Below are 22446 nucleotides of genomic sequence, written 5' to 3'. Positions count from 1 at the left end.
CCAGCTTCGGCGAGGGCGGGCGGACAGACTCGTAGGCGTAGGCATCAGCGCGGGACACAGCCCCACGCCGCGAGGAAAGGTACAAGCCATGACGGTCTACGCGACCATCGACAGCCCACTGGGCGAACTGCTGCTGGTCGGCGAGGAGTCCGCCACCGCGAAGGGCGGCACCGCGCTCGCCTCGCTCTCGCTGCCCGGCCAGAAGGGCGCGGCCGTCGTCCAGGACAACTGGCGGCGCGACCGTGCCGCCTTCGAGGAGATCGGCAGGCAGCTGAGCTCGTACTTCGAGGGCCTGCTGACTCACTTCGAGATCGAGTACGTCGACGGCGGTACGGACTTCCAGCGCCGGGTGTGGGAGGCGCTTGAGGAGATTCCGTACGGCGCCACCACGACCTACGGCGAGATCGCCGAGCGGATCGGAACCTCGGCGGTGGGCGTACGGGCCGTCGGTACCGCGATCGGACGCAATCCACTGCTCGTTGTGCGCCCGTGCCACCGGGTGATCGGAGCGGACGGCGCCCTTCGGGGGTACGCCGGCGGGCTGGAGCGCAAGGAGAGGCTCCTCGGCATTGAGGGCGCGCGGACATCGTGAACGGCGAGGCCCTGTTCCCCAGGGAGCGGGCGACAGTGGCCCCGGGAGCGGTGCATGTGCCGGGCTGGCTGCCGGTGGGGCGGCAGCGGGAGCTGGTCAAGGCTTGCCGCGCCTGGGCGCGCGGCCCCGTGCCGATCCGGCACACCGTGCTGCCGGGCGGTGGCGTGATGTCCGTACAGACCGTGTGCGTGGGCTGGCACTGGCAGCCGTACCGGTACAGCCGCACCGCGGACGATGTGAACGGCGCCCAGGTCGCCGAATTCCCTGACTGGCTTGTGGAGTTGGGGCGCGCGGCCCTGGTCGACGCGTACGGAAAGGCCGGGAGCGGCAGCAGCGGGGTGGACCGGACGGACTGCGGGGGCAGCTGGAACAGCGGGGTCGACCGGGCGTACACCCCCGACACCGCGCTGATCAACTTCTACGACGGCGCCGCTCGGATGGGGATGCACCAGGACAAGGAGGAGCGCTCCGGTGCGCCGGTGGTGTCGCTGAGCATCGGCGACAGCTGCGTCTTCCGGTTCGGGAACACCGAGACGCGGGGCCGTCCGTACACGGATGTGGAGTTGGCGTCCGGGGACCTGTTCGTCTTCGGCGGCCCCGCGCGCTTCGCGTATCACGGAGTGCCGAAGGTGTACCCGGGCACGGCCGATCCGGCTACGGGGATGAGCAGCGGGCGGCTGAACATCACCCTGCGGGAGACCGGACTCCCCGGCTGACCGGACTCCGGAACTCCCGCGGTCCCGAGAAGGGTGCTAGCGCGAGCGCGAGTGGCCGAACAGGAGCCGGTAGATGATCAGCAGCACGAGCGAGCCGCCGATGGCCGCGGCCCACGTGGCCCCGTCGTAGAAATCCTTGGTGATCGGCCGGTCCAGGAAGCGTGTGGATATCCAACCGCCGATGAACGCACCCGCCACGCCTATGAGCGTGGTGCCGATCAGGCCGCCCGGGTCGCGCCCCGGCAGCAGGATCTTGGCTATGGCTCCGGCGAGCAGCCCGAGGATGATCCAGCTGATGATGCCCATGCCGTGAACCTGCCTTTCGTACGGTGTTGCACTGGAGGACGCCGGGGGGTGGGGCCGCGGTTGCGGAGGTCAGTAGGGTGCGGCGCATGACACAGGAGCTGCGGCGATCCCTGGGAGTCTTCGACGCGGTCGTGATCGGGCTGGGGTCGATGGTCGGGGCAGGAATCTTCGCCGCGCTGGCGCCGGCGGCCCGGGCGGCCGGTTCGGGGCTGCTGCTGGGACTGGCACTCGCCGCCGTCGTCGCGTACTGCAACGCAATGTCGTCGGCGCGGCTCGCCGCACGCTATCCGGCGTCCGGCGGGACCTATGTGTACGGGCGGGAACGGCTCGGCGAGTTCTGGGGGTATCTGGCCGGCTGGGCGTTCGTCGTGGGGAAGACCGCGTCGTGCGCGGCGATGGCACTGACGGTCGGTGCGTACGTATGGCCGGGGCAGGCACAAGCGGTGGCGGTGGCCGCGGTGGTGGCGCTGACTGCCGTGAACTATGGGGGCGTTCAGAAGTCGGCGTGGCTGACGCGGGCGATCGTCGCGGTCGTGCTGGCGGTCCTTGCTGCGGTCGTGGTGGTCTCCCTCGGTTCGGGCGCGGCGGACTTCGGGCGGCTGGATGTGGGCGCGGACGCCGCGGCCGGCGGGGTGCTCCAGGCGGCGGGGCTGCTGTTCTTCGCGTTCGCGGGGTACGCCCGGATTGCCACGCTGGGCGAGGAGGTACGTGATCCGGCTCGTACGATCCCCCGCGCGATCCCGCTGGCGCTGGGCATCGCGCTGGTGGTCTATGTGTGCATCGCGGTCTCGGTCCTTTCTGTGCTGGGAGCCGGGGAGTTGGGCCGGGCGACGGCCCCACTCGTCGATGCCGTACGGGCGGCGGGCGCGCCCTGGCTGGCTCCCGTGGTGCGGGTGGGCGCCGCGGTGGCGGCGCTCGGGTCATTGCTGGCGCTGATCCTCGGCGTTTCGCGGACGACGCTGGCGATGGCCCGGGACGGCCATCTGCCCCGGACGCTGGCTGCCGTCCACCCTCGTTTCCAGGTGCCGCACCATGCTGAGCTGGCGGTAGGTGCGGTCGTCGCCGTGGTGGCGGCGACGGCGGATGTACGCGGGGCGATCGGCTTCTCGTCGTTCGGAGTGCTGGTGTACTACGCAATTGCCAACGCCTCGGCGTGGACACTGAGTTCCGACCCGGATCGTGATGCACCCGAACGGGTGGCGGCGGCCCGAGCCTTGACGGTCCGGGTGACGGCGGGCTGCGGACTGCTGGGATGCCTGGTGCTGGCCTTCGCCCTGCCCGTGTCGTCGGTGCTGGCAGGGGCGGCCGTACTGGCGCTGGGCGCGGCCCTGTACGGCGTGCGGAAGGTCAGCCGGTGGCGGTCCGCCCCCTGAACTCCGACCAGGGCTCGAGGTCCATGCCTTCGCCCGCCTCCTCGTACCAGCCGGTGCCGTCGAGCCAGCCCCGCAGCCAGTCGGCGAGGCTCGGCGCGTCCACGTACCAGGCGCGGTCGGCCTCGTCGGCGTTCGGCTCGAACAGCAGGACCGTGCCGTGCGCACTGCGGCTGTCGACACACGCGTACATCCCGCAGCCCCAGTGGGATATCGGCAGCACTCCCGCGGGCCAGGGCCAGTCGGGGTCCTTTTCGCCTCCCTGGCGGTTGTCCAGGTACTGCACAACGGCCGGCCGCTCACCCCGGGGCGGCCCTTCGAGGAGCGGAAGCAGGCCGTACTCGGGACCGAATCCGCCGTCGCCTATGCGCGAGTAGAGGGCGGCGAGCAGTGGCGGCAGGCCGAAGCCGAGCGCGGCCTCGGCGCGGGCGAGGGTGTCGGGGCTCACCGGCTCGGGAAGTGAATCCCAGCCCCACGGACGGCTGGTCCGCGCCTCGGCAGCAACGCGGTCCAGCAACTGCTCGATCTCGGTCATGTGTTCATGGTGGACCACGGCACTGACAATCAGGCGCGAACGGAGTCGTCCTCGTCGTCGACCGGGCGCCACGCGAAAGCGGGGTCCGGCGCCGGCGTCACCGAACGGCGAACGGCTGGTCCACGGGGACGATCTCCTTGCCGAAGGGCATCAGTGAGACCGGAATCAGCTTGAAGTTGGCGACGCCCAGCGGGATGCCGATGATCGTGATGCACAGGGCGATGCCGGTGACGATGTGGCCGAGGGCCAGCCACCAGCCGGCGAGGATCAGCCACAGCACATTGCCGACGCAGGAGGGAGCTCCCGCGTCGTAACGGTCGACCACGGTGTAGCCGAACGGCCAGAGTGCGTAGACGCCGATGCGGAACGCGGCGAGAGCGAACGGGATGCCGATGACGGTGATGCACAGCAGCAGTCCCGCGACCATGTAACCGAGGAACATCCAGAAGCCGCACAGGATGAGCCATATGACGTTCAGGATTGTCTTCACGGGCGGCGACCTGCCATCTGCTCGAGTCGGGCAATACGTTCCGCCATCGGCGGGTGTGTTGAGAACATCCTGGAAAGGCCGGGTCCCGGGCGGAACGGGTTCGCGATCATCATGTGGCTCGCGGTCTCCAACCTTGGTTCGGGCGGCAACGGCAACTGCTTCGTGCCGGCGTCGAGTTTGCGAAGTGCGCTCGCCAGGGCAAGCGGGTCTCCGGTGAGCTGGGCGCCCGAGGCGTCGGCCTCGTACTCCCGCGAACGGCTGACTGCGAGCTGGATCACGGACGCGGCCAGCGGACCCAGGATCATCACCAGCAGCAAGCCGATCAGACCGGGGCCCTCGTCGTCGTCGGACCGGCCTATGGGGATCAGCCAGGCGAAGTTCACCAGGAACATCACCACGGAGGCGAGAGCGCCCGCGACCGACGAGATAAGGATGTCGCGGTTGTAGACATGGCTCAACTCGTGGCCGATGACTCCGCGCAGTTCGCGCTCGCTGAGAATCTGCAGGATGCCCTCCGTGCAGCAGACCGCGGCGTTGCGCGGGTTGCGGCCGGTGGCGAAGGCATTGGGGGCCTGGGTGGGTGAGATGTACAGGCGCGGCATGGGCTGACGGGCGGCGGTGGAGAGCTCGCGGACGATGCGGTACAGCGTGGGCGCCTCGAATTCGCTCACGGGACGGGCGCGCATGGCTCGAAGCGCCAGCTTGTCGCTGTTCCAATAGGCGTACGCGTTGGTGCCGAGCGCCACGACGAGCGCGACGAGCAGACCCGTACGGCCGAAGAAGCTGCCGATGACGAGGATGACTGCCGACAGCCCCCCGAGGAGTACGGCGGTCTTCAGCCCGTTGTGCCGGCGGTGCACGGTACGCCCTCCAAATCGTGCGGCAGGGGAACCCTTTACGTGGTGTGCTCCACTCTCCAGTGGACCCTTCTGTACTGGTCAACGCCAGGCGAAGGTGGCTGGTTCCCTTGTGCGCTCGGCCGGGGCGCCCGTGGGCTGGGCCGTTCGGGTGGCGCTCAGAACAGATTGCTCGCCGCGACGCGTAGAACCAGCTGTGGGTAGCCGGAGAGGACGACGCCCACGACGGCGGTGATCACGATGGCGACGGTCACCGGGGCGGGGGCACGCTTCCTGACGGGCTCGCCGGAGCTCTCCTCGGTTCCTGCCGCGGCGCCTTCAGGAGCTCCCTCGGGGGCCCGGAAGAGGATCGTCGTCCACTGCAGGTAGTAGTACAGGGCGATCACGACGTTGACGCCCATGATGACGGCCAGCCAGCCCAGTCCGGCGTCGATGGCCGAGGAGAAGACGGTCACCTTGGCGAAGAGGCCGATGATGCCGGGGGGCAGGCCGGCCAGGCAGAGCAGGAAGAAGCCCATCGCGAGCGCGGTGAGCGGGCGGGTGGCGTACAGGCCGCGGTAGTCGGCGATCCGGTTGAGCGGCGCCGTACGCGCGACGAGCGCCACCACCGCGAAGGCCCCGAGGTTCACGACGGCGTACATGAGGGCGTACGCGACGGTGGCGCCGATCTGGTCGTCACTGGAGTACGCGGCGGCCGCGATCGGCACCAGGATGTAGCCGGCCTGCGCCACGGAGGACCAGGCGAGCAGGCGTACCGCGCTCCACGCGCGCGTGGCCGACTGGCGCAGCGCCGCGACATTGCCCGCGGTCATGGTGAGACCGGCGAGGACGGCGACGGCCGGGCCCCAGACATTCGCGTAGCCGGGGAAGGCGATGACGGTCACCAGGACGAGGCCCGAGAAACCGACCGCCTTTCCGACGACGGAGAGATACGCGGCGATGGGCAGCGGGGCGCCCACATAGGTGTCGGGAACCCAGAAGTGGAAAGGGACCGCGGCCGTCTTGAAGGCGAAGCCGACGAGGGTCAGCGCCACGCCCGCCTTGGCGAGGGTGTCCAGTTGACCGGGGACGTTGTCGAGGTCGGCGGCGATCTGCGTGAGGTGCAGGGTGCCCGTCGTGGCGTACACGAAGCTGACGCCGAGCAGCGTCACCGCGGTCGCGGTGACCGAGGAGAGGAAGAACTTCAGGGCAGCTTCGCTGGAGAGGCGGTCGCCGCGCCTGAGGCCGACGAGCGCGAAGGCGGGCAGTGATGCGACCTCGAGGGCGACGACGAGGGTGGCGAGGTCGCGCGAGGCGGGCAGGAGGGCCGCACCGGCGGCGGAGGACAGCAGCAGGAACCAGAACTCGCCCGCGGGGAGTTGCTTGCGTGTGTCGTGGATCGAGAGCAGGGCGGTGAGCAGGGCACCGCCGAGCACCAGGAGCTGGATGACCAGGGTGAAGTGATCGGCGGTGTAGCTGCAGGCGTGGGCGTCGGTCGTGAGGCAGAACGTCGCGCGGTTGCCCTTGCGCAGCGGAACCAGGGTGATGAGAGCGGCGACCAGACCGGCGATCGCCACGCCGCCCAGCAGCCGCTTGCGGTTCTCGGGTACGAACAGGTCGGCGACCAGGACGATCAGGGCGACCGTCGCGGTGATGGTCGGCGGCGCGATCGTGAGCCAGTCGACGGACTGGACGAGGCTGGTGACGCTGTCGGCTGCCACGGTCACGACTTGCCTCCTGCGAGGAGCTTCTGCACGGCCGGGTTGGTGAGGCCGAGGAGGACCGCGGGCCACAGTCCGGCCAGCACGGTGAGGGCGACGAGCGGGGTCCAGGCGGCGAATTCGTACGTCTGCACGTCGGCGAGCGGCTTCGCCTCGGGCTCGTCCTGCCGCAGCGCGCCCATGCAGACGCGGCGCACGACGACGAGGAGATACGCGGCGGTGAGCAGGGTGCCGAAGGCGCCGATCGCCATGAACGTGAGAAAGGCGGGGCGGCTCAGACCGTCGGCGGGGTCGAACGCGCCGAACAGCGCGAGCATCTCGCCCCAGAATCCGGCGAGACCGGGGAGGCCGAGGGAGGCGACGGCGGCGAAGGCGAGGAGGCCGCCGAGGCGGGGGGCACGGCCGTAGAGGGCCGCGCCGGTGGCGCCCGCGAGGGTGTCGAGGTCGGCGGTGCCGTAGCGGTCCTTGAGCGCTCCGACCAGGAAGAAGAGCAGGCCGGTGATGAGGCCGTGGGCGATGTTCGCGAAGAGGGCGCCATTGACGCCGGTGGGGGTCATCGTCGCGATGCCGAGGAGCACGAAGCCCATGTGGCCGACCGAGGAGTACGCGATCAGGCGCTTGAGGTCGCCGCCCGCCCCCTGCTTGGCGAGGGCGAGACAGGCCAGGGACCCGTAGATGATGCCGACCACCGCGAAGGCGGCGAGGTACGGCGCGAAGGTCTGCATGCCGTCGGGCGCGATGGGCAGCACGATGCGGACAAACCCGTAGGTACCCATCTTCAGCAGTACGCCGGCGAGGAGGACGGAGCCGACGGTCGGTGCGGCGGTGTGCGCATCGGGGAGCCAGCTGTGCAGCGGCCACATCGGAGTCTTCACGGCGAGGCCGAGCCCGATCGCCAAAACGGCGATGACCTGCGCGGATGTGGTCAGTCCACGGCCGTTGTCAGTGGCGAGTGCCACCATGTCGAATGTGCCGGTCTTCAGCCCGACCAGCAGAAGGCCGAGCAGCATGACGACAGAGCCGAGCAGCGTGTAGAGGATGAACTTCCAGGCCGCGGCCTGGCGATCCGCACCGCCCCAGCGGGCGATGAGGAAGTACATCGGGATGAGCACCACCTCGAAGGCCAGGAAGAAGAGCAGCAGGTCGAGAACGGCGAAGGTCGCGAGCGTCCCGGATTCGAGGACGAGCAGAAGCGCGACGAATGCCTTCGGGGACGGGCCCGCAGGCATCTTGAAGTAGCTGTACAGCGCGCACAGGAAGGTCAGCAGCGCCGTCAGGACCAGGAGGGGGAGCGAAATGCCGTCGATTCCGAAGTGGATCCGCACATCGAGTGCGGGGATCCAGCTGATGTCCGTCGTTGCCTGCATCTTCGACGGGTGGTCGTGGTCGAAGCCGAGAGCCAGCACGATCGCCGCGGCGAGGATGACACCGGTGACGGTCACGCCGTGGCGCAGGGCCGCCTGGTCCGGGCTCTTGCCGCGCAGTCCGGGCGGTGCGGGCAGCAGCGCGGCGGCGGCCCCGACGAGCGGGCCGACGACGATGAACGCGAGAAGGAACTGCATCACGGACTCGCTGATATCGATCACGGCTCACGATCCCGCGTTGACGTTGGAAAGGACGACGGCGGCGATCGCCAGGACGACGGAACCGGCAAACAGCGCGCTGAGGTAGGTCTGCACATTGCCGGTCTGTGCGCGGCGGACGGCAGCGCCCAGCCAGCGGGCTCCGGTACCCGATCCGCGTACGTACGTTTCCACGACCTCCCGGTCGAGGAAGCTGACCAGCTGGGCGGCGGCCCGGACGGGGCGTACGAACAGGGCGGAGTAGACGGCGTCGAGGTGGAAACCGGCTGCGGCGTGGCGGTGGAGCGGGCCGAGCAACAGGCGCCCGGGGTCCGCAGGGTCAGGGGCTGCCGCGATGTCCCCGTAGGCGGGGGTGTGTGCGGCGATGGCCTCGGCCTCGACGACCGACGGCGGGGCTTCCGGATGGGCGGCGACGGCGCCCAGGGGCATGCGGGCGGCGCCCGCGCGGTACTGGATGGCGCGCCAGGTGCCGTAGGTGATCAGTCCGCCGACGAGTGCGACACCAGTGCCGAGGACAGCGGTGGTGACAGTCGGGGTGAGGCTGTGGCCGTCGAACCAGTCGTTGAGGTAACCGACGGTCAGACCGAAGCCCAGAGTGGGGACGGCAAGCACCCACAGCACGGCGTTCATGGCGATCGGCTGACGGCCGTGGTCGGGGGCTTCGGCTCCGCGGCCCCGGAAGGCGAGCAGCCACAGGCGGGTGGCGTACGCGGCGGTGAGCAGGGCGGTGATCAGACCGGAGACCAGTACGGTCCAGCCGGCGGCGCCGGGTGCGACCTCGGACTCGCCGAGCGCGGCGTGCTCGGCGGCCACCAGAACGGCTTCCTTGGAGAAGAAGCCGGCGAAGGGAGGGATTGCGGCGAGCGCGAGGAGGGCGACGGTCATCGTCCAGAACGCGTCGGGAATGCGCTTGGTGAGGCCGCTCATCCGGGACATGGCGGCCAGCGAGTTGGTGCCCGCGGCGTGGATGATCACGCCGGCGGCGAGGAAGAGGAGCGCCTTGAACGCACCGTGGGCAAGGAGGTGGAAGACGGCGGCGCCTCGGTTACCGACGGCCAGAGCGCCCGACATATAGCCGAGCTGGCCGATGGTCGAGTAGGCGAGGACACGCTTGATGTCGTCCTGGGCGAGGGCGGCAAGACCCGAGCCGACCATCGTGACGGCGGCCATCACGGCGAGGACGATCAGCGCTGCCGCCGAGGCGGTGAAGACGGGAAGGAGGCGGGCCACGAAATAGATACCGGCGGCGACCATCGTCGCCGCGTGGATCAGCGCGGAGACGGGAGTGGGGCCCGCCATCGCGTCGGGTAGCCAGGTGTGCAGCGGGAACTGGGCGGACTTGCCCGCCACACCTGCGAGCAGCAGCAGCGCGACAAGCGTGGGGTGTTCGATCCCACCGGCGGCGACGGAGCCGAGGATGCCGGTGATCTGGAACGTGCCCGCGTCGGTGGCGAGCGCGAACAGACCGATCAGGAAAGGGACATCGCCGAGCTTGGTGACCAGGAAGGCCTTGAGGGAGGCGGCGCGTGCCTCGGGCGTCTCCCAGTAATGGCCGACGAGGAAGTAGGAGCAGATGCCCATGATCTCCCAGCCGACCAGGAGCACCATCAGGTCGCCGGAGTAGACGACGAGCAGCATCGCGGAGGTGAAGAGGGAGACGATCGCCGCGTAGGAGGGATAGCGCGGGTCGTCGCGCAGATAGCCCGTCGAGTAGATCTGCACGCAGGACGCGACGACCCCGACCAGGACGGCGACGAGGACCGCGAAGCCGTCGAGGTGCAGGGCGAGGTCGATGGGGACCGACCCGGTGGGGGTGAGCTGGGTCGAGGCGTCGATCGCCTTCCCGCCGCCCTGGCGTACGGCGACGAGGACGGCGATGGCGGCCGCGGTGAGTGTCGGCAGTACGGCCAGCGGCCGGACCATACCGGGGGCAGTGCGGCCGAGCAGCAGTCCGGCCGCGGCGCCCAGGAACGGAAGGAGGGGTACGAGGACGGCGAGGGTCGTGGTGGTCACGCGGTGGCCTCAGCCTTCTGCGCCGAGGCGGTCGCGTCAGGGGCGTCGGGGATGCCGCCGGGGCCCTCGGCGGTGTCGCGGAGCCGGTCGACGTCCGAGGTCCCGCGGTTGCGGTAGACCATCAGGACGATCGCCAGGCCGATGCCGATCTCCGCAGCTGCGATGGCGATGGTGAAGAGGGTGAGCGCCTGGCCGGCGTGCAGGGCGTCGCGCAGCCAGACGTCGAAGGCGACGAGGTTGAGGTTGACCGCGTTGAGCATCAGCTCGACGGACATCAGGACCAGGATCGCGTTGCGGCGTGCGAGTACTCCGTACAGCCCGACGCTGAAGAGGAGGACGGCCAGCACGGCGGGATAGACGAGGTGCATCAGCGCTTCCCCTCGGGATCGGGATCCTTGGCGTCCTTGGCGTCCTTGCGGGACAGGACGATCGCGCCGACGAGGGCGGCGAGCAGCAGTACGGAGAGCGCCTCGAAGGGCAGCACCCAGTGCCGGAAGAGGATCTGGCCGGACACCTGGGTGGAGCCCTGGGCGGGTCCGTCCAGGTCGATCCAGGTGGTACGGAACGCGTCCACGACCACCCAGACCAGGGCGGTCGCGGCAGCGACGGCCACGGCCAGGGCGACCCAGCGGTTGCCGGAGTTCGCGTCCGGGGAGCGGCCGATGGGGGCCTTGGTGAGCATCAGCCCGAAGAGAAGGAGGACGACCACGGAACCGACGTAGATCAAGACCTGTACCCAGGCGATGAACTCGGCCGTCAGGAGCAGGTACTCGACGGCGAGGCCACCGAGCGTCACCACCAGCCAGAGGGCGGCGTGCACGAGCTGCCTGGTCGTGACCGTGATGGCGGCCGCGCCGAGGGTGGCGATGCCGACGAGGAGGAAGGCGATCTCGACACCGGTCGGGGAGAGGAAGCCATGGGTCTGGGCTGCGGCGAGCATCATGCGTGCCCTCCCTCGCCCGGGGGCGGCGTGGCGGCATCGCCGGGGCCGGTCGGACCGGCCGGACCGGCCGAGGCTGCCGGGGTGGAAGGAGCCGACGGGGGCGAGGCCGGTTCCGACTGTGCCGCCGCGAGCTTCTCGGCTGCCTTGCGGGCAGCGGCGAGTTCCTTCGGCTCCTCGGCGCCCGGGTCGAGCGCGGGCGGTGCGGGCACCGTCCACATCCACTCACGGAGCTTGTCCCGCTCATGGGTCAGCTCGCGGATGTCCGTCTCCGCGTACTCGAACTCCGGGGACCAGAACAGCGCGTCGAAAGGACAGACCTCGATGCAGATACCGCAGTACATGCAGAGCGCGAAGTCGATGGCGAACCGGTCGAGGACGTTGCGGCTGCGCTCGCGGCCGCCGGGGGCTGCGGCCGGCATCGTCTCCTTGTGGGAGTCGATGTAGATGCACCAGTCGGGGCACTCACGGGCGCAGAGCATGCAGACCGTGCAGTTCTCCTCGAACAGGCCGATCACGCCGCGGCTGCGCGGCGGGAGTTCAGGCTGGGCGTCGGGGTACTGCGCGGTGTGCGAGCGCTTCGTCATCGTGCGCAGGGTGACGGCGAGGCCCTTCGCGAGGCCGGATCCGGGGATCGGAGGCATTACTGCATCACCACCTTCACGACGCCGGTGAGGGCGATCTGGGCGAGGGCGAGCGGGATGAGCGTGGTCCAGGCGAGCTTTTGCAGCTGGTCCTCGCGCAACCGGGGATAGGTCACTCGCAGCCAGATGACGACAAAGGCGAGCACGGCCGTCTTGAGCAGGGTCCACACCCAGCCGAGACCCTCCGCCCCGAACGGGCCGTGCCAGCCGCCCAGGAAGAGGACGGTGGTCAGCCCGCACAGGACGACGATGCCCGCGTACTCGGCGAGCAGGAACAGCGCGAAACGCAGCCCGGTGTACTCGGTGTACGCGCCGAAGATGATCTCGGAGTCGGCGACCGGCATGTCGAAGGGCGGGCGCTGGAGTTCGGCGAGGCCGGCGACGAAGAAGACCAGGGCGCCCACGATCTGCCAGGGCAGCCACCACCACTCGAAGGCGTTCAGGATGCCGGGCAGCGAGACCGTGCCGGCCGCCATGGCGACGGAGGCGGCGGCCAGCAGCATCGGCAGCTCGTACGCCAGCAGCTGTGCGGCGGTACGCAGACCGCCGAGAAGGGAGAACTTATTGGCAGATGCCCAGCCCGCCATGAGCGAGCCGAGCACGCCGACGCCCATCACGGCGAGCACGAAGAAGATGCCCGCGTCGACGACTTGGCCGACCGCGCCCTGGCTCGGGCCGATCGGGATGGCGACCAGTACGAGCAGATACGGGAGGAGGGCGACGGCCGGGGCGAGCTGAAAGATGCGGCGGTCGGCGCCGGCCGGGACCACGTCCTCCTTCTGTGCGAACTTCACGCCGTCCGCGACGAGCTGGGCCCAGCCGTGGAAGCCGCCGGCGTACATGGGGCCGAGGCGGCCCTGCATATGGGCCATCACCTTGTGCTCGGTCTGCCCGATGACGAGGGGGAGGACGAGGAACACGGCGAAGACGACGACCAGCCGGAAGGCGATGTCGAGGGCGTCGTTCACGCGGGGTCGCCTCCTGCGGTGTCGGTCGGCTCGTCGTCGGGTCCTTCGGCGGACCCGGGCTTCGGCCGGGGGGTGGTCGGTGGGGTGTCGCTGTCTGCTGCGCTGCGGGCGTCGCCGCCTGCGTCCTCGTCGGTGCCGGTCCCGGTCTCGGTCCCGGTGCCGGTCTCGGTCCCGGTCTCAGCGCCGGTCTCGGTCCCGGTGTCGGCGCCGGTGGCCGGGTCGTCGAACGCGGGGCGCGCGTGGTGCCACGGCGCGTCGGCGCCACGGGTGCGGGGCGGCGGGGCCGACGTCTCCGGGGCGTCCGTCGGCGCCTCAGCCTCGGACTCCCCGGCCGTGGCCGCCGGCGCGGGCGCCTCAGCTACTGGCGGTTGCGCGGGTGGCTGAGCCTCGGGCTCCGGCGCCGCGGGCCCCGCAGGCTGTGTCTGCGCCGCGTCCGGCGCAGGGGTGGGCTCCTCGCGCTGCGTTGCAGAGCCTTCGCTCGCGCTGCGCGCGCGGCGCGGCGGGGTCGCGCCCGGGGCTGCGGTCTGGCCGGCCGAACCCTCGCCCGCGGTGCGGGTGCGGCGCGGGCCCGCGGCGGATGCCCCGGTTCCCCCGGTCTCGGCGGGCTCCGGCGCCTGGCCGGCCGAGCCCTCCCCCGCGGTGCGGGTGCGGCGCGGAGGGCGCTCGGCTGTTGCCCCGGCCGCGCGGGGTGTGCGGGCGGGGCGGGCCGGCGCCGGAGGAAGCTGACCCTTGAGGGGGCCCCATTCGTTCGGGTCCGGGACGCCCGGCGGGAGCATCTGGCGGCGCTTCGGGCCGCCGTGTTCCGACTCCCCCGGCTCCTTCGCGCCCGGCCATGCCTTCGCGACCCGGGCCGCCAGGACGAAGTCCTTGCGCAGCGGGTGGCCCTCGAAGCCATCCGGCAGGAGCAGCGGGACGAGGTGCGGGTGACCGGGGAACTCGACGCCGAACATCTCGTGGGTCTCGCGCTCGTGCCAGGCCGCGCCCGCGTAGATCTCGACGGCGGAAGGAAGCGAGGGGGCGGTGTGCGGAACGGTCGTGCGCAGCAGCAGCCGGCGCACCGTACCGCCGCCCACCGCGACCACATGGGCGCAGATACGAAAGCCCGTGCCCGGTTCGTCGACAGCGCTCAGCCAGTCGAAATACGTGCAGCCCAGCTCGTCCCGGGCGATCTCCAGCGCGGCGATCCACGAGCCGACGGGGACATCGACCGTGAGCAGCTCGTACGCGCGCTCGGCCGTGGCCTCCTCGCCGAAGATCTCGGTGACGGCGTCCGGAAGGCGGTCGTACGAGCTCATGCGCGCCCCTCCCCCGGAGTCGGGGGCAGCACCAGGCCGCTCTGGAGGGCGGCTGCGGAGGGCCGCGGGGACGAGTAGCGCTCGTCGAGCGACTCCCGGGCGATCTTCTCCTGGAGCTTGAGAATGCCCTGGAGCAGCGCCTCGGGGCGCGGCGGGCACCCCGGCACATACACATCGACGGGGATGATCTGGTCGACGCCCTTGGTCACGGAGTACGAATCCCAGTACGGGCCGCCGCAGTTGGAGCAGGCGCCGAAGGAGATGACGTACTTGGGCTCGGGCATCTGCTCGTACAACCGCTTCACCGCCGGTGCCATCTTGTCCGTCACCGTGCCCGAGACGACCATCAGGTCCGCCTGCCGCGGGCCGGGCGCGAAGGGGATCACGCCGAGCCGGATGAAGTCGTGGCGCGCCATCGAGGCCGCGATGAACTCGATCGCGCAGCAGGCCAGCCCGAAGTTGAAGACCCACAGGCTGTAGCGGCGGCCCCAGTTGAGGACCACCTTCATCGGCTCGGGGGCGAGGCGGGCCAGAGCTCCGAGCCGTTTCGGCTCGGGAAGCAGTTCGGGAAGCAGCTCAGTAACCGGCTCGGGAACCGGCTCACGGGTCACGTCCATGTCAGGACGCCCTTCTTCCATGCGTAGAGCAGTCCCACGGCCAGGAAGCCGAGGAAGATGAACATCTCCACGAGCGTCGTCGCGCCGTATCCCGCGGCCGCGAAAACCGTCGCCCATGGGAAGAGGAAGATCGAGTCGACGGCGAAAATCACGTACAGAAAAGCGTAGACGTAATAGCGGACCTGGGTGTGTGCCCAGCCCTCGCCGACCGGGTCCACTCCGCACTCGTACGTCAGGAGCTTCTCCGGCGTGGGCACCACGGGCCGCAGCAGCCGGCCCGCCCCGAAGGCGACGGCGACGAACAGCACGCCGATCAGCCCGATCAGTCCGACGACCGAATAGCTCTCGAAATAGTCCGCCGCGAGCACGGCCACGGTCGGTTCCGGCACGTCCGCCCCTCGCTCCCTGACTTCGTTGGCGATCTGTTCGACGATCTGTACGCACGGGAGTCTAGGCCCTGCTAAAGGGACGGTAAGCAGTCGGTCACGGATCAGTGGGCGGCGGGTGGGGTTATCCCTACTTCATCCCACCCATGTACCCCATGGCGTGCGGCGGCCCCGGCCCGGCAGGCTGGGCCGCATGACCGTGAGCATCACCGCCGCCGACCACGACCGGCCGCCACCCGCGTGCTTCGCCTTCGGCCGCCACACCTGGAAGGAGATCGCCTATCTCCTTGCCAGTCTGCCGATGGCACTGATCGGATTCGTCTATGTGGCGTTCATGATTTTCACCGGCGTGGGCCTGTCGGTGACCGTGATCGGTCTGCCGCTGCTCGCCATCGGGCTGGCCGGTGCGCGTCTGCTGGGCCGGGCGGAGCGGGCGAGGGCACGGGTGCTGCTGGGAGTACGGATCGAGGAGCCGAGCCCGCTGTACCGGCCGCACCGGCAGGACGGGGTCCTTCCCTGGTTGTGGACGAGCCTGAAGGACCCGGTCGCATGGCGATCGGTGCTGTACTCGTTCATCCGGCTGCCGTGGGGTGTGCTGACCTTCAGTGTGACGTTGGTGGGGCTGTTCGTGCTCTGGCCCGTACTGCCCTTCGTCGTGCGCGGGCTGACCAACGCGGATCGGGCGATGGCCCGCGGCCTGCTTTCACCCTCCGACGAACTGGAGCGGCGGATCGCGGAGTTGGAGTCGGACCGGGGTGTGGTCGTCGACACGGCCGCCGCGGATCTGCGGCGTATCGAGCGCGATCTGCACGACGGCGCGCAGGCGCGGCTGGTGGCGCTCGCGATGGGGCTCGGCCTCGCGAAGGAGAAGCTGCTGGAGGACCCGGACACGGCGGCGGCGATGGTCGACGAGGCGCACGGCGAGGTGAAGCTCGCGCTCCAGGAACTGCGCGATCTGGCCCGCGGCATCCACCCCGCCGTACTGACCGACCGCGGACTGGACGCGGCCCTCTCCGCCGTTGCGTCCCGCTGTACGGCTCCGGTGAAGGTGACCGTCGATCTGGCGGAACGGCCGGCCGAGGCGATCGAGGGCATCGCGTACTTCACCGTCTCCGAGCTGCTGCAGAACGTGAGCAAGCACGCACAGGCGAAGAGCGTCTCGGTGGATGTGTGGCGGGCGAACGAGCGGCTGCTGATCAAGGTCACGGACGACGGGCGGGGCGGCGCGCGGCTGGACGGCGGCACGGGGATGGCGGGTCTGGCGGAGCGGCTGGGGGCGGTGGACGGGGTGTTCGTGCTGGACTCGCCGGTGGGGGGACCGACGACGGTCCTGGCGGAGCTGCCCTGGCGGGGGCGGGTCGCGGGCTGACCGGGGCTCCGCCCCGGACCCCCGGACCCCCGACCGTGGCGCCCCCACACCCCGGAAGCGCTCGGTTCGTGGCGCCACGCACCCCCGTGGGTGAAGGGGTGCGTGGGGCTGTCCCGGGGGATTGTTCCCCTACCCCGCCCCTCCCGGCCGTATCGACTTGCGGCTCCGCCGCGTGGGGGCTTCGCCCCGGACCCCGGGGGCCTCGCGGGGGCCGGCGGCCCCCACACCCGCAAGCGCCGGCCTCGCGGCGCCGCCTCCCCGCCCGCGGCCGCTTCGCGCCGCACCCCGGGGCCCGTCTCGTGGGGAGGAGCGGTGCAGGGTCGTCCCCGCAGGGGATCGGCGGCAATCACCGAGTGATCAATACGCACCCCTGTACGCCGCCGACCCCGAGGAGTCGAGCCCGGAGGCGACCCGGAACCCGCACCCACGGCACCGGGCCACCCCGCGACCCGCACTGCGGACGCCCGCACCAGGCGCATCCCCGCGCCCGGAACCCGCGCCCGGAACCCGCGCCCGGCGGTACCCGCACCCCACCGCTACCCCGCGTGCGCCCCCATGGTGGGGAAAACCCCCGCCCCAACCCGGGAACCCCCCTCATGGTGCGGGCCCCTCCGCCCCGGGAGGCTTGCAGTCATGACCGCCCCATACGCAGAACGGACGACTTCGATGGCCACGGAATACCGACCGGAGCCCCGGGACCACTTCCTCCCCCCGGCACTGCGCGCACCGTTCGAAGGCCGTACCTGGCGTGAGTTCGGTTATCTGTTGCTGAGCCTGCCGATCAGCATCGTCTTCTTCACCTTCGCCATAGCGACCGTCTCGACCGGCGCGGGGCTGCTCGTCACCTTCCTCGGCATCCCCGTCCTCGCCGCCGGGCTCGCGGGCTGCCGCGGGCTCGGTTCCCTGGAGCGCGCCCGGGCGCGGGGGCTCCTGCGGCTGGACGTCGGCGATCCGTCTCCCGTGCGTGCCCGGAAGAGCGGGCTGATGTCCTGGGTCGGCGCCGTGCTCAAGAGCGGGACCTCCTGGCGGCACTTCCTCTACGCGATGCTGCACTTCCCGTGGGCGGTCTTCGCCTTCTCCGTCTCCGTCACCTTCTGGTTCACCGGCTGGGGACTGCTCACCTACCCCCTGTGGCGGTGGACCTTCCCCCGCTATCTCGACGAGCCGGGCATCTCCCTCTACGGCGACAGCGACGGCGCCAGGTTCTATCTCGACACCACCTTCGAGATCGGTGCCACCGCCGCCGTGGGCTTTGTGCTCGTACTCGCGACCGCCTGGCTGATCCGGGGCCTGACCTGGGTCGACCGGCTGATGGTCGCCGGGCTTCTCGGGCCGTCCACGCTCGACACCCGCGTCGTCGAGCTCGAGTCGGACCGCGGCGTGGTCGTCGACACGGCCGCCGCCGACCTGCGCCGTATCGAGCGCGATCTGCACGACGGCGCGCAGGCCCGCCTCGTCGCGCTCGCCATGGACCTCGGTCTCGCCAAGGAGAAGCTCACCGAGGACCCGCAGGCCGCCGCCCGCATGGTGGACGAGGCGCACGGCGAGGTGAAGGTGGCGCTGCAGGAACTGCGCGATCTGGCGCGCGGCATCCACCCCGCCGTACTGACCGACCGCGGACTGGACGCGGCCCTCTCCGCCATCGCGTCCCGCTGCACCGTCCCGGTGAGCGTCGAGGTGGATCTGCCCTCCAGGCCCGCCCCCGCCATCGAGGGGATCGCCTATTTCACCGTCTCCGAGTTGCTGCAGAACGTCAGCAAGCACGCGCAGGCACGCCGCGCCACGGTGGACGTGTGGCGCTCCGAGGACCGGCTGATGCTGCAGGTCACCGATGACGGCCGGGGCGGCGCCACGCTGCCCGACGGCGGCTCCGCCGCGGGCTCGGCCGGCAGCGGTCTCGCGGGCCTCGCGGAGCGGCTGGACGCGGTGGACGGCATCCTCGCCCTGGACTCGCCGGCCGGCGGTCCGACCACGGTCACCGCCGAGCTGCCCTGGCGTGGCTGACCGCCGGCCCACCCGTCCTCACATGCGCCTAAACCTGTCGATTACCCGAGCCTGGGCGCGGTCCGGTCCGAATGCTGGGATGCTGGAGGGTGCACGGGTGGAAAGGATCGACAGGGGGGCGTCAGGGTCGTGGAGGACAGGGTGCGGGTGGTCATCGCCGAGGATTCAGTGCTGCTTCGGGAGGGCCTGACCCGGCTGCTGACCGACCGCGGACACGATGTCGTGGCCGGCGTGGGCGACGCGGAGGCGCTGATCAAGACGGTCGACGAGCTGGCCGCGCAGGAGGCGCTGCCGGACGTGGTCGTCGCCGACGTGCGGATGCCGCCCACCCATACGGATGAGGGCGTACGCGCGGCGGTGCGGCTGCGCCGGGACCATCCCGGGATCGGCGTGCTGGTGCTTTCCCAGTATGTCGAGGAGCAGTACGCCACCGAGCTGCTCGCGGGCAGCAGCCGCGGAGTGGGCTATCTGCTCAAGGACCGGGTGGCCGAGGTGCGGGAGTTCGTGGACGCCGTGGTCAGGGTCGCCCGGGGCGGCACCGCCCTGGACCCCGAGGTCGTGGCCCAGCTCCTCGGCCGCAGCCGCAAGCAGGACGTGCTGACCGGTCTCACTCCGCGTGAGCGGGAGGTCCTCGGCCTGATGGCCGAGGGGCGTACGAATTCAGCGATCGCCAAACAGCTAGTGGTGAGCGACGGCGCGGTCGAGAAGCATGTCAGCAACATCTTTCTGAAGCTCGGGCTGTCCCCCAGTGACGGGGACCACCGGCGTGTACTGGCGGTGCTGACCTATCTCAACTCGTAGTTGACTGACACTCTGTCAGATATTGATTCACTGTTGAGTCGGACGGCAGTCCCAGAACCGAAGAATGAGTGGAGAGCGTCTTACCAGAAGGACCGGGGGCGAAAAGAGAACATGGCACATCAGGGCGCCAGGGCGTCTCAAGCGGATGTCCGGCATATGAGCGGTCCAAGGAAGGTCACCCTTAGCGACGTAGGGTGGCTAGTGGGACGGTCGGCAGGCCGGCCGGACCCGAGGAGCCGCCTCGAGGGAGGTCCAGTTCAGTGACCAGCCAGGTCAGTAGCCCAGCCGAACAGGCCGACGAGTCCAGTGACGACGAGTCCAATGAGGCTCTCGTCGGCGGGCAGCGCAAGCACGCCGGCGAGAAGGAGATCCGCCACCTCGACCGGGTGATCATCCGCTTCGCGGGTGACTCCGGTGACGGTATGCAGCTGACGGGTGACCGCTTCACCTCGGAGACCGCGTCGTTCGGAAACGACCTCTCCACGCTGCCGAACTTCCCCGCCGAGATCCGGGCACCCGCCGGGACGCTGCCGGGCGTCTCCAGCTTCCAGCTGCACTTCGCCGACCACGACATCCTCACTCCGGGTGACGCGCCGAACGTGCTGGTGGCGATGAACCCGGCCGCCCTCAAGGCGAACATCGCCGATGTGCCGCGCGGCGGCGAGATCATCGTCAACACCGACGAATTCGCCAAGCGCGCCATGGCCAAGGTCGGCTACGACGCCTCTCCCCTGGAAGACGGCTCGCTGGCCGCCTACCACGTGCATCCGGTGCCGCTGACGACGCTGACGATCGAGGCGCTCAAGGACTTCGGACTCTCCCGCAAGGAGGCCGAGCGCTCCAAGAACATGTTCGCGCTGGGGCTCCTGAGCTGGATGTATCACCGGCCGACCGAGGGCACCGAGACTTTCCTGCGGACCAAGTTCGCCAAGAAGCCGCAGATCGCCGAGGCGAACATCACCGCCTTCCGGGCCGGGTGGAACTTCGGCGAGACGACCGAGGACTTCGCCGTCTCGTACGAGGTCGCGCCAGCGAGCGCGGCGTTCCCCACCGGTACGTACCGCAACATCTCCGGGAACCTGGCCCTCTCCTACGGGCTGATCGCCGCGAGCAAGCAGGCCGACCTGCCCCTCTACCTGGGCTCCTACCCCATCACCCCGGCTTCGGACATCCTGCACGAGCTCTCCAAGCACAAGAACTTCGGTGTACGGACCTTCCAGGCCGAGGACGAGATCGCGGGCATCGGCGCGGCGCTCGGCGCGGCCTTCGGCGGCGCGCTCGGCGTCACCACCACCTCGGGTCCGGGCGTGGCGCTCAAGTCCGAGACCATCGGGCTCGCGGTCTCCCTGGAGCTGCCGCTGCTGATCGTGGACATCCAGCGCGGTGGCCCCTCGACCGGTCTGCCCACCAAGACCGAGCAGGCCGATCTGCTGCAGGCGATGTTCGGGCGCAACGGCGAGGCCCCGGTCCCGATCGTCGCGCCGCGTACGCCCGCGGACTGTTTCAACGCCGCCATCGAGGCGGCCCGGATCGCCCTGGCCTACCGCACGCCGGTGATGCTGCTGAGTGACGGCTATCTGGCCAACGGCTCCGAGCCGTGGCGGGTCCCGGACATCGACGAGCTGCCCGATCTGCGGGTGCAGTTCGCCACCGGACCCAACCACGAACTGGCCGACGGCACCGAGGTGTTCTGGCCGTACAAGCGCGACCCGCAGACGCTGGCCCGCCCCTGGGCGGTGCCCGGCACGCCCGGTCTCGAGCACCGCATCGGCGGTATCGAGAAGCAGGACGGCAGCGGCAACATCTCCTACGACCCCGCCAACCACGACTTCATGGTCCGCATCCGCCAGGCCAAGATCGACGGCATCGAGGTCCCGGATCTCGAGGTCGACGATCCGCACGGGGCGACCACGCTGGTTCTCGGCTGGGGATCGACGTACGGGCCGATCACCGCCGCCGTACGCAGGCTGCGCCGCGAGGGAATCCCCATCGCGCAGGCCCATCTGCGCCACCTCAACCCGTTCCCGAGGAATCTCGGGGAGGTTCTGGGGCGTTACGAGAAGGTAGTGGTACCCGAGATGAACCTCGGCCAGCTCGCCACCCTGATCCGGGCGAGATATCTGGTCGACGCGCACAGCTACAACCAGGTGAACGGCATGCCGTTCAAGGCGGAGCAGCTCGCCACCGCTCTCAAGGAGGCCATCAATGACTGAGGCGCTCTCACTGGTGCCCAAGGCCGAGGCCAAGCAGTCCATGAAGGACTTCAAGTCCGACCAGGAAGTGCGCTGGTGCCCGGGCTGCGGTGACTACGCGATCCTCGCAGCCGTGCAGGGCTTCATGCCCGAGCTCGGCCTGGCGAAGGAGAACATCGTCTTCGTCTCCGGGATCGGCTGCTCCTCCCGCTTCCCGTACTACATGAACACGTACGGGATGCACTCCATCCACGGCCGCGCGCCGGCCATCGCGACCGGGCTCGCCTCCTCCCGCCGCGATCTGTCGGTCTGGGTCGTCACCGGTGACGGCGACGCCCTCTCCATCGGCGGAAACCACCTGATCCACGCGCTGCGCCGCAATGTGAACCTGAAGATCCTGCTCTTCAACAACCGGATCTACGGACTCACCAAGGGCCAGTACAGCCCGACCTCCGAGGTCGGCAAGATCACCAAGTCGACCCCGATGGGCTCGCTGGACGCGCCCTTCAACCCGGTGTCGCTGGCGATCGGCGCCGAGGCCTCCTTCGTGGCCCGCACCGTCGACTCCGACCGCAAGCACCTCACCGAGGTGCTGCGCCAGGCCTCCGCCCACCAGGGCACGGCGCTGGTGGAGATCTACCAGAACTGCAACATCTTCAACGACGGCGCCTTCGACGCGCTGAAGGACAAGCAGCAGGCGGAAGAGGCGGTCATCCGCCTGGAGCACGGAGCGCCGATCCGCTTCGGCGCCGACGGCAACAAGGGTGTCGTACGGGACCCGGTGACCGGCGATCTGTTGGTCGTCGCCGTCACGCCGGAGAACGAGTCGCAGATCGTCGTCCACGACGCCCACAGCGCCAGCCCGACGACGGCCTTCGCGCTCTCCCGGCTGGCCGACCCGGACACCCTGCACCACACCCCCATCGGGGTGCTGCGCAGTGTGGAGCGGCCGGTCTACGACACGATGATGGCCGACCAGCTGGACACCGCCATCGAGCAGAACGGCAAGGGCGACCTGGCTGCGCTGCTCGCGGGCAGCGACACATGGACCGTCGTCGGCTGAGGTAT

The 22446-nt window shown here is 70.2% G+C and carries 22 protein-coding genes; 8 read left to right on the top strand and 14 right to left on the bottom strand.

What is annotated here, in order from left to right:
- The first annotated feature begins 88 nt into the window (after positions 1-88).
- Both ACI2LP_RS18320 and ACI2LP_RS18315 read left to right on the top strand, forming a co-directional pair.
- On the top strand, positions 89-592 hold the full coding sequence (locus tag ACI2LP_RS18320; protein WP_404725544.1) for a methylated-DNA--[protein]-cysteine S-methyltransferase: 504 nt from the start codon (positions 89-91) through the stop codon (positions 590-592).
- A complete protein-coding gene (locus ACI2LP_RS18315) occupies positions 589-1308 on the top strand; it encodes an alpha-ketoglutarate-dependent dioxygenase AlkB family protein (RefSeq protein WP_404725543.1) in 720 nt (239 codons plus the stop codon). Before ACI2LP_RS18320 ends, ACI2LP_RS18315 begins: the two co-directional genes overlap by 4 nt.
- Positions 1309-1344: 36 nt before the next feature.
- On the opposite strand, the gene ACI2LP_RS18310 is transcribed toward ACI2LP_RS18315, so the two are convergent.
- The gene (locus ACI2LP_RS18310; RefSeq protein ID WP_404725542.1) at positions 1345-1614 is read right to left on the bottom strand and encodes a GlsB/YeaQ/YmgE family stress response membrane protein; all 270 of its coding nucleotides are present in this window, start codon (positions 1612-1614) and stop codon (positions 1345-1347) included.
- A gap of 86 nt (positions 1615-1700) precedes the next feature.
- Here ACI2LP_RS18310 and ACI2LP_RS18305 point away from each other — a divergent pair, with 86 nt between their 5' ends.
- Positions 1701-2987, top strand: coding sequence for an APC family permease (locus ACI2LP_RS18305; protein WP_404725541.1), 1287 nt, complete (start codon positions 1701-1703; stop codon positions 2985-2987).
- Here ACI2LP_RS18305 and ACI2LP_RS18300 read toward each other — a convergent pair.
- From ACI2LP_RS18300 to ACI2LP_RS18240, 13 genes are all read right to left on the bottom strand, one after another.
- The gene (locus ACI2LP_RS18300) at positions 2962-3519 is read right to left on the bottom strand and encodes an SMI1/KNR4 family protein (RefSeq protein ID WP_404725540.1); all 558 of its coding nucleotides are present in this window, start codon (positions 3517-3519) and stop codon (positions 2962-2964) included. The two genes, ACI2LP_RS18305 and ACI2LP_RS18300, sit on opposite strands and share 26 nt — an antisense overlap.
- A gap of 97 nt (positions 3520-3616) precedes the next feature.
- On the bottom strand, positions 3617-4009 hold the full coding sequence (locus ACI2LP_RS18295; RefSeq protein WP_404725539.1) for a YccF domain-containing protein: 393 nt from the start codon (positions 4007-4009) through the stop codon (positions 3617-3619).
- Positions 4006-4869, bottom strand: coding sequence for a zinc metalloprotease HtpX (gene htpX, locus ACI2LP_RS18290; RefSeq protein ID WP_404725538.1), 864 nt, complete (start codon positions 4867-4869; stop codon positions 4006-4008). Before htpX ends, ACI2LP_RS18295 begins: the two co-directional genes overlap by 4 nt.
- 155 nt (positions 4870-5024) lie before the next feature.
- Positions 5025-6572 carry an NADH-quinone oxidoreductase subunit N gene (locus ACI2LP_RS18285; protein ID WP_404725537.1) on the bottom strand — a complete coding sequence of 516 codons (1548 nt, stop codon included), beginning with the start codon at positions 6570-6572 and terminating at the stop codon, positions 5025-5027.
- Positions 6569-8128, bottom strand: coding sequence for a NuoM family protein (locus ACI2LP_RS18280; protein WP_404725806.1), 1560 nt, complete (start codon positions 8126-8128; stop codon positions 6569-6571). Before ACI2LP_RS18280 ends, ACI2LP_RS18285 begins: the two co-directional genes overlap by 4 nt.
- Before the next feature lie 27 nt (positions 8129-8155).
- On the bottom strand, positions 8156-10162 hold the full coding sequence (locus tag ACI2LP_RS18275) for an NADH-quinone oxidoreductase subunit L (RefSeq protein WP_404725536.1): 2007 nt from the start codon (positions 10160-10162) through the stop codon (positions 8156-8158).
- The gene (gene nuoK / locus ACI2LP_RS18270) at positions 10159-10530 is read right to left on the bottom strand and encodes an NADH-quinone oxidoreductase subunit NuoK (protein WP_404725535.1); all 372 of its coding nucleotides are present in this window, start codon (positions 10528-10530) and stop codon (positions 10159-10161) included. The genes ACI2LP_RS18275 and nuoK overlap by 4 nt, the downstream gene beginning before the upstream one ends.
- The gene (locus ACI2LP_RS18265; RefSeq protein WP_404725534.1) at positions 10530-11105 is read right to left on the bottom strand and encodes an NADH-quinone oxidoreductase subunit J; all 576 of its coding nucleotides are present in this window, start codon (positions 11103-11105) and stop codon (positions 10530-10532) included. The genes nuoK and ACI2LP_RS18265 overlap by 1 nt, the downstream gene beginning before the upstream one ends.
- The gene (locus ACI2LP_RS18260) at positions 11102-11746 is read right to left on the bottom strand and encodes a 4Fe-4S binding protein (RefSeq protein ID WP_404725533.1); all 645 of its coding nucleotides are present in this window, start codon (positions 11744-11746) and stop codon (positions 11102-11104) included. Before ACI2LP_RS18260 ends, ACI2LP_RS18265 begins: the two co-directional genes overlap by 4 nt.
- On the bottom strand, positions 11746-12714 hold the full coding sequence (locus tag ACI2LP_RS18255; RefSeq protein ID WP_404725532.1) for an NADH-quinone oxidoreductase subunit H: 969 nt from the start codon (positions 12712-12714) through the stop codon (positions 11746-11748). Before ACI2LP_RS18255 ends, ACI2LP_RS18260 begins: the two co-directional genes overlap by 1 nt.
- Complete coding sequence (locus ACI2LP_RS18250) at positions 12711-14009, bottom strand: NADH-quinone oxidoreductase subunit C (protein ID WP_404725531.1); 1299 nt, start codon at positions 14007-14009, stop codon at positions 12711-12713. The genes ACI2LP_RS18255 and ACI2LP_RS18250 overlap by 4 nt, the downstream gene beginning before the upstream one ends.
- Positions 14006-14626 carry an NADH-quinone oxidoreductase subunit B gene (locus tag ACI2LP_RS18245; protein WP_404725530.1) on the bottom strand — a complete coding sequence of 207 codons (621 nt, stop codon included), beginning with the start codon at positions 14624-14626 and terminating at the stop codon, positions 14006-14008. The genes ACI2LP_RS18250 and ACI2LP_RS18245 overlap by 4 nt, the downstream gene beginning before the upstream one ends.
- Entirely contained in the window at positions 14617-15015 is a 399-nt protein-coding gene (locus ACI2LP_RS18240; RefSeq protein WP_404725529.1) for an NADH-quinone oxidoreductase subunit A, read from the bottom strand. The genes ACI2LP_RS18245 and ACI2LP_RS18240 overlap by 10 nt, the downstream gene beginning before the upstream one ends.
- A 190-nt stretch (positions 15016-15205) precedes the next feature.
- Here ACI2LP_RS18240 and ACI2LP_RS18235 point away from each other — a divergent pair, with 190 nt between their 5' ends.
- The 5 genes from ACI2LP_RS18235 to ACI2LP_RS18215 all read left to right on the top strand — a co-directional run bounded on the left by ACI2LP_RS18235 (position 15206) and on the right by ACI2LP_RS18215 (position 22441).
- A complete protein-coding gene (locus ACI2LP_RS18235; RefSeq protein WP_404725528.1) occupies positions 15206-16381 on the top strand; it encodes a sensor histidine kinase in 1176 nt (391 codons plus the stop codon).
- A gap of 666 nt (positions 16382-17047) precedes the next feature.
- A complete protein-coding gene (locus ACI2LP_RS18230; RefSeq protein ID WP_404725527.1) occupies positions 17048-18385 on the top strand; it encodes a sensor histidine kinase in 1338 nt (445 codons plus the stop codon).
- 141 nt (positions 18386-18526) lie between these two features.
- On the top strand, positions 18527-19186 hold the full coding sequence (locus tag ACI2LP_RS18225; protein WP_404725805.1) for a response regulator: 660 nt from the start codon (positions 18527-18529) through the stop codon (positions 19184-19186).
- Positions 19187-19446: 260 nt separating this feature from the next.
- The gene (locus ACI2LP_RS18220) at positions 19447-21399 is read left to right on the top strand and encodes a 2-oxoacid:acceptor oxidoreductase subunit alpha (RefSeq protein ID WP_404725526.1); all 1953 of its coding nucleotides are present in this window, start codon (positions 19447-19449) and stop codon (positions 21397-21399) included.
- Positions 21392-22441, top strand: a complete 1050-nt coding sequence (locus ACI2LP_RS18215) for a 2-oxoacid:ferredoxin oxidoreductase subunit beta (protein ID WP_404725525.1) — start codon at positions 21392-21394, stop codon at positions 22439-22441. The genes ACI2LP_RS18220 and ACI2LP_RS18215 overlap by 8 nt, the downstream gene beginning before the upstream one ends.
- The last annotated feature ends 5 nt before the right edge of the window (positions 22442-22446 follow it).

The sequence above is a fragment of the Streptomyces sp. NPDC019890 genome, from assembly GCF_044903445.1.
Classification (GTDB): domain Bacteria; phylum Actinomycetota; class Actinomycetes; order Streptomycetales; family Streptomycetaceae; genus Streptomyces.
The sequence above is the reverse complement of the archived record's forward strand: the minus strand, read 5'-3'. Positions and strand labels throughout refer to the sequence as shown.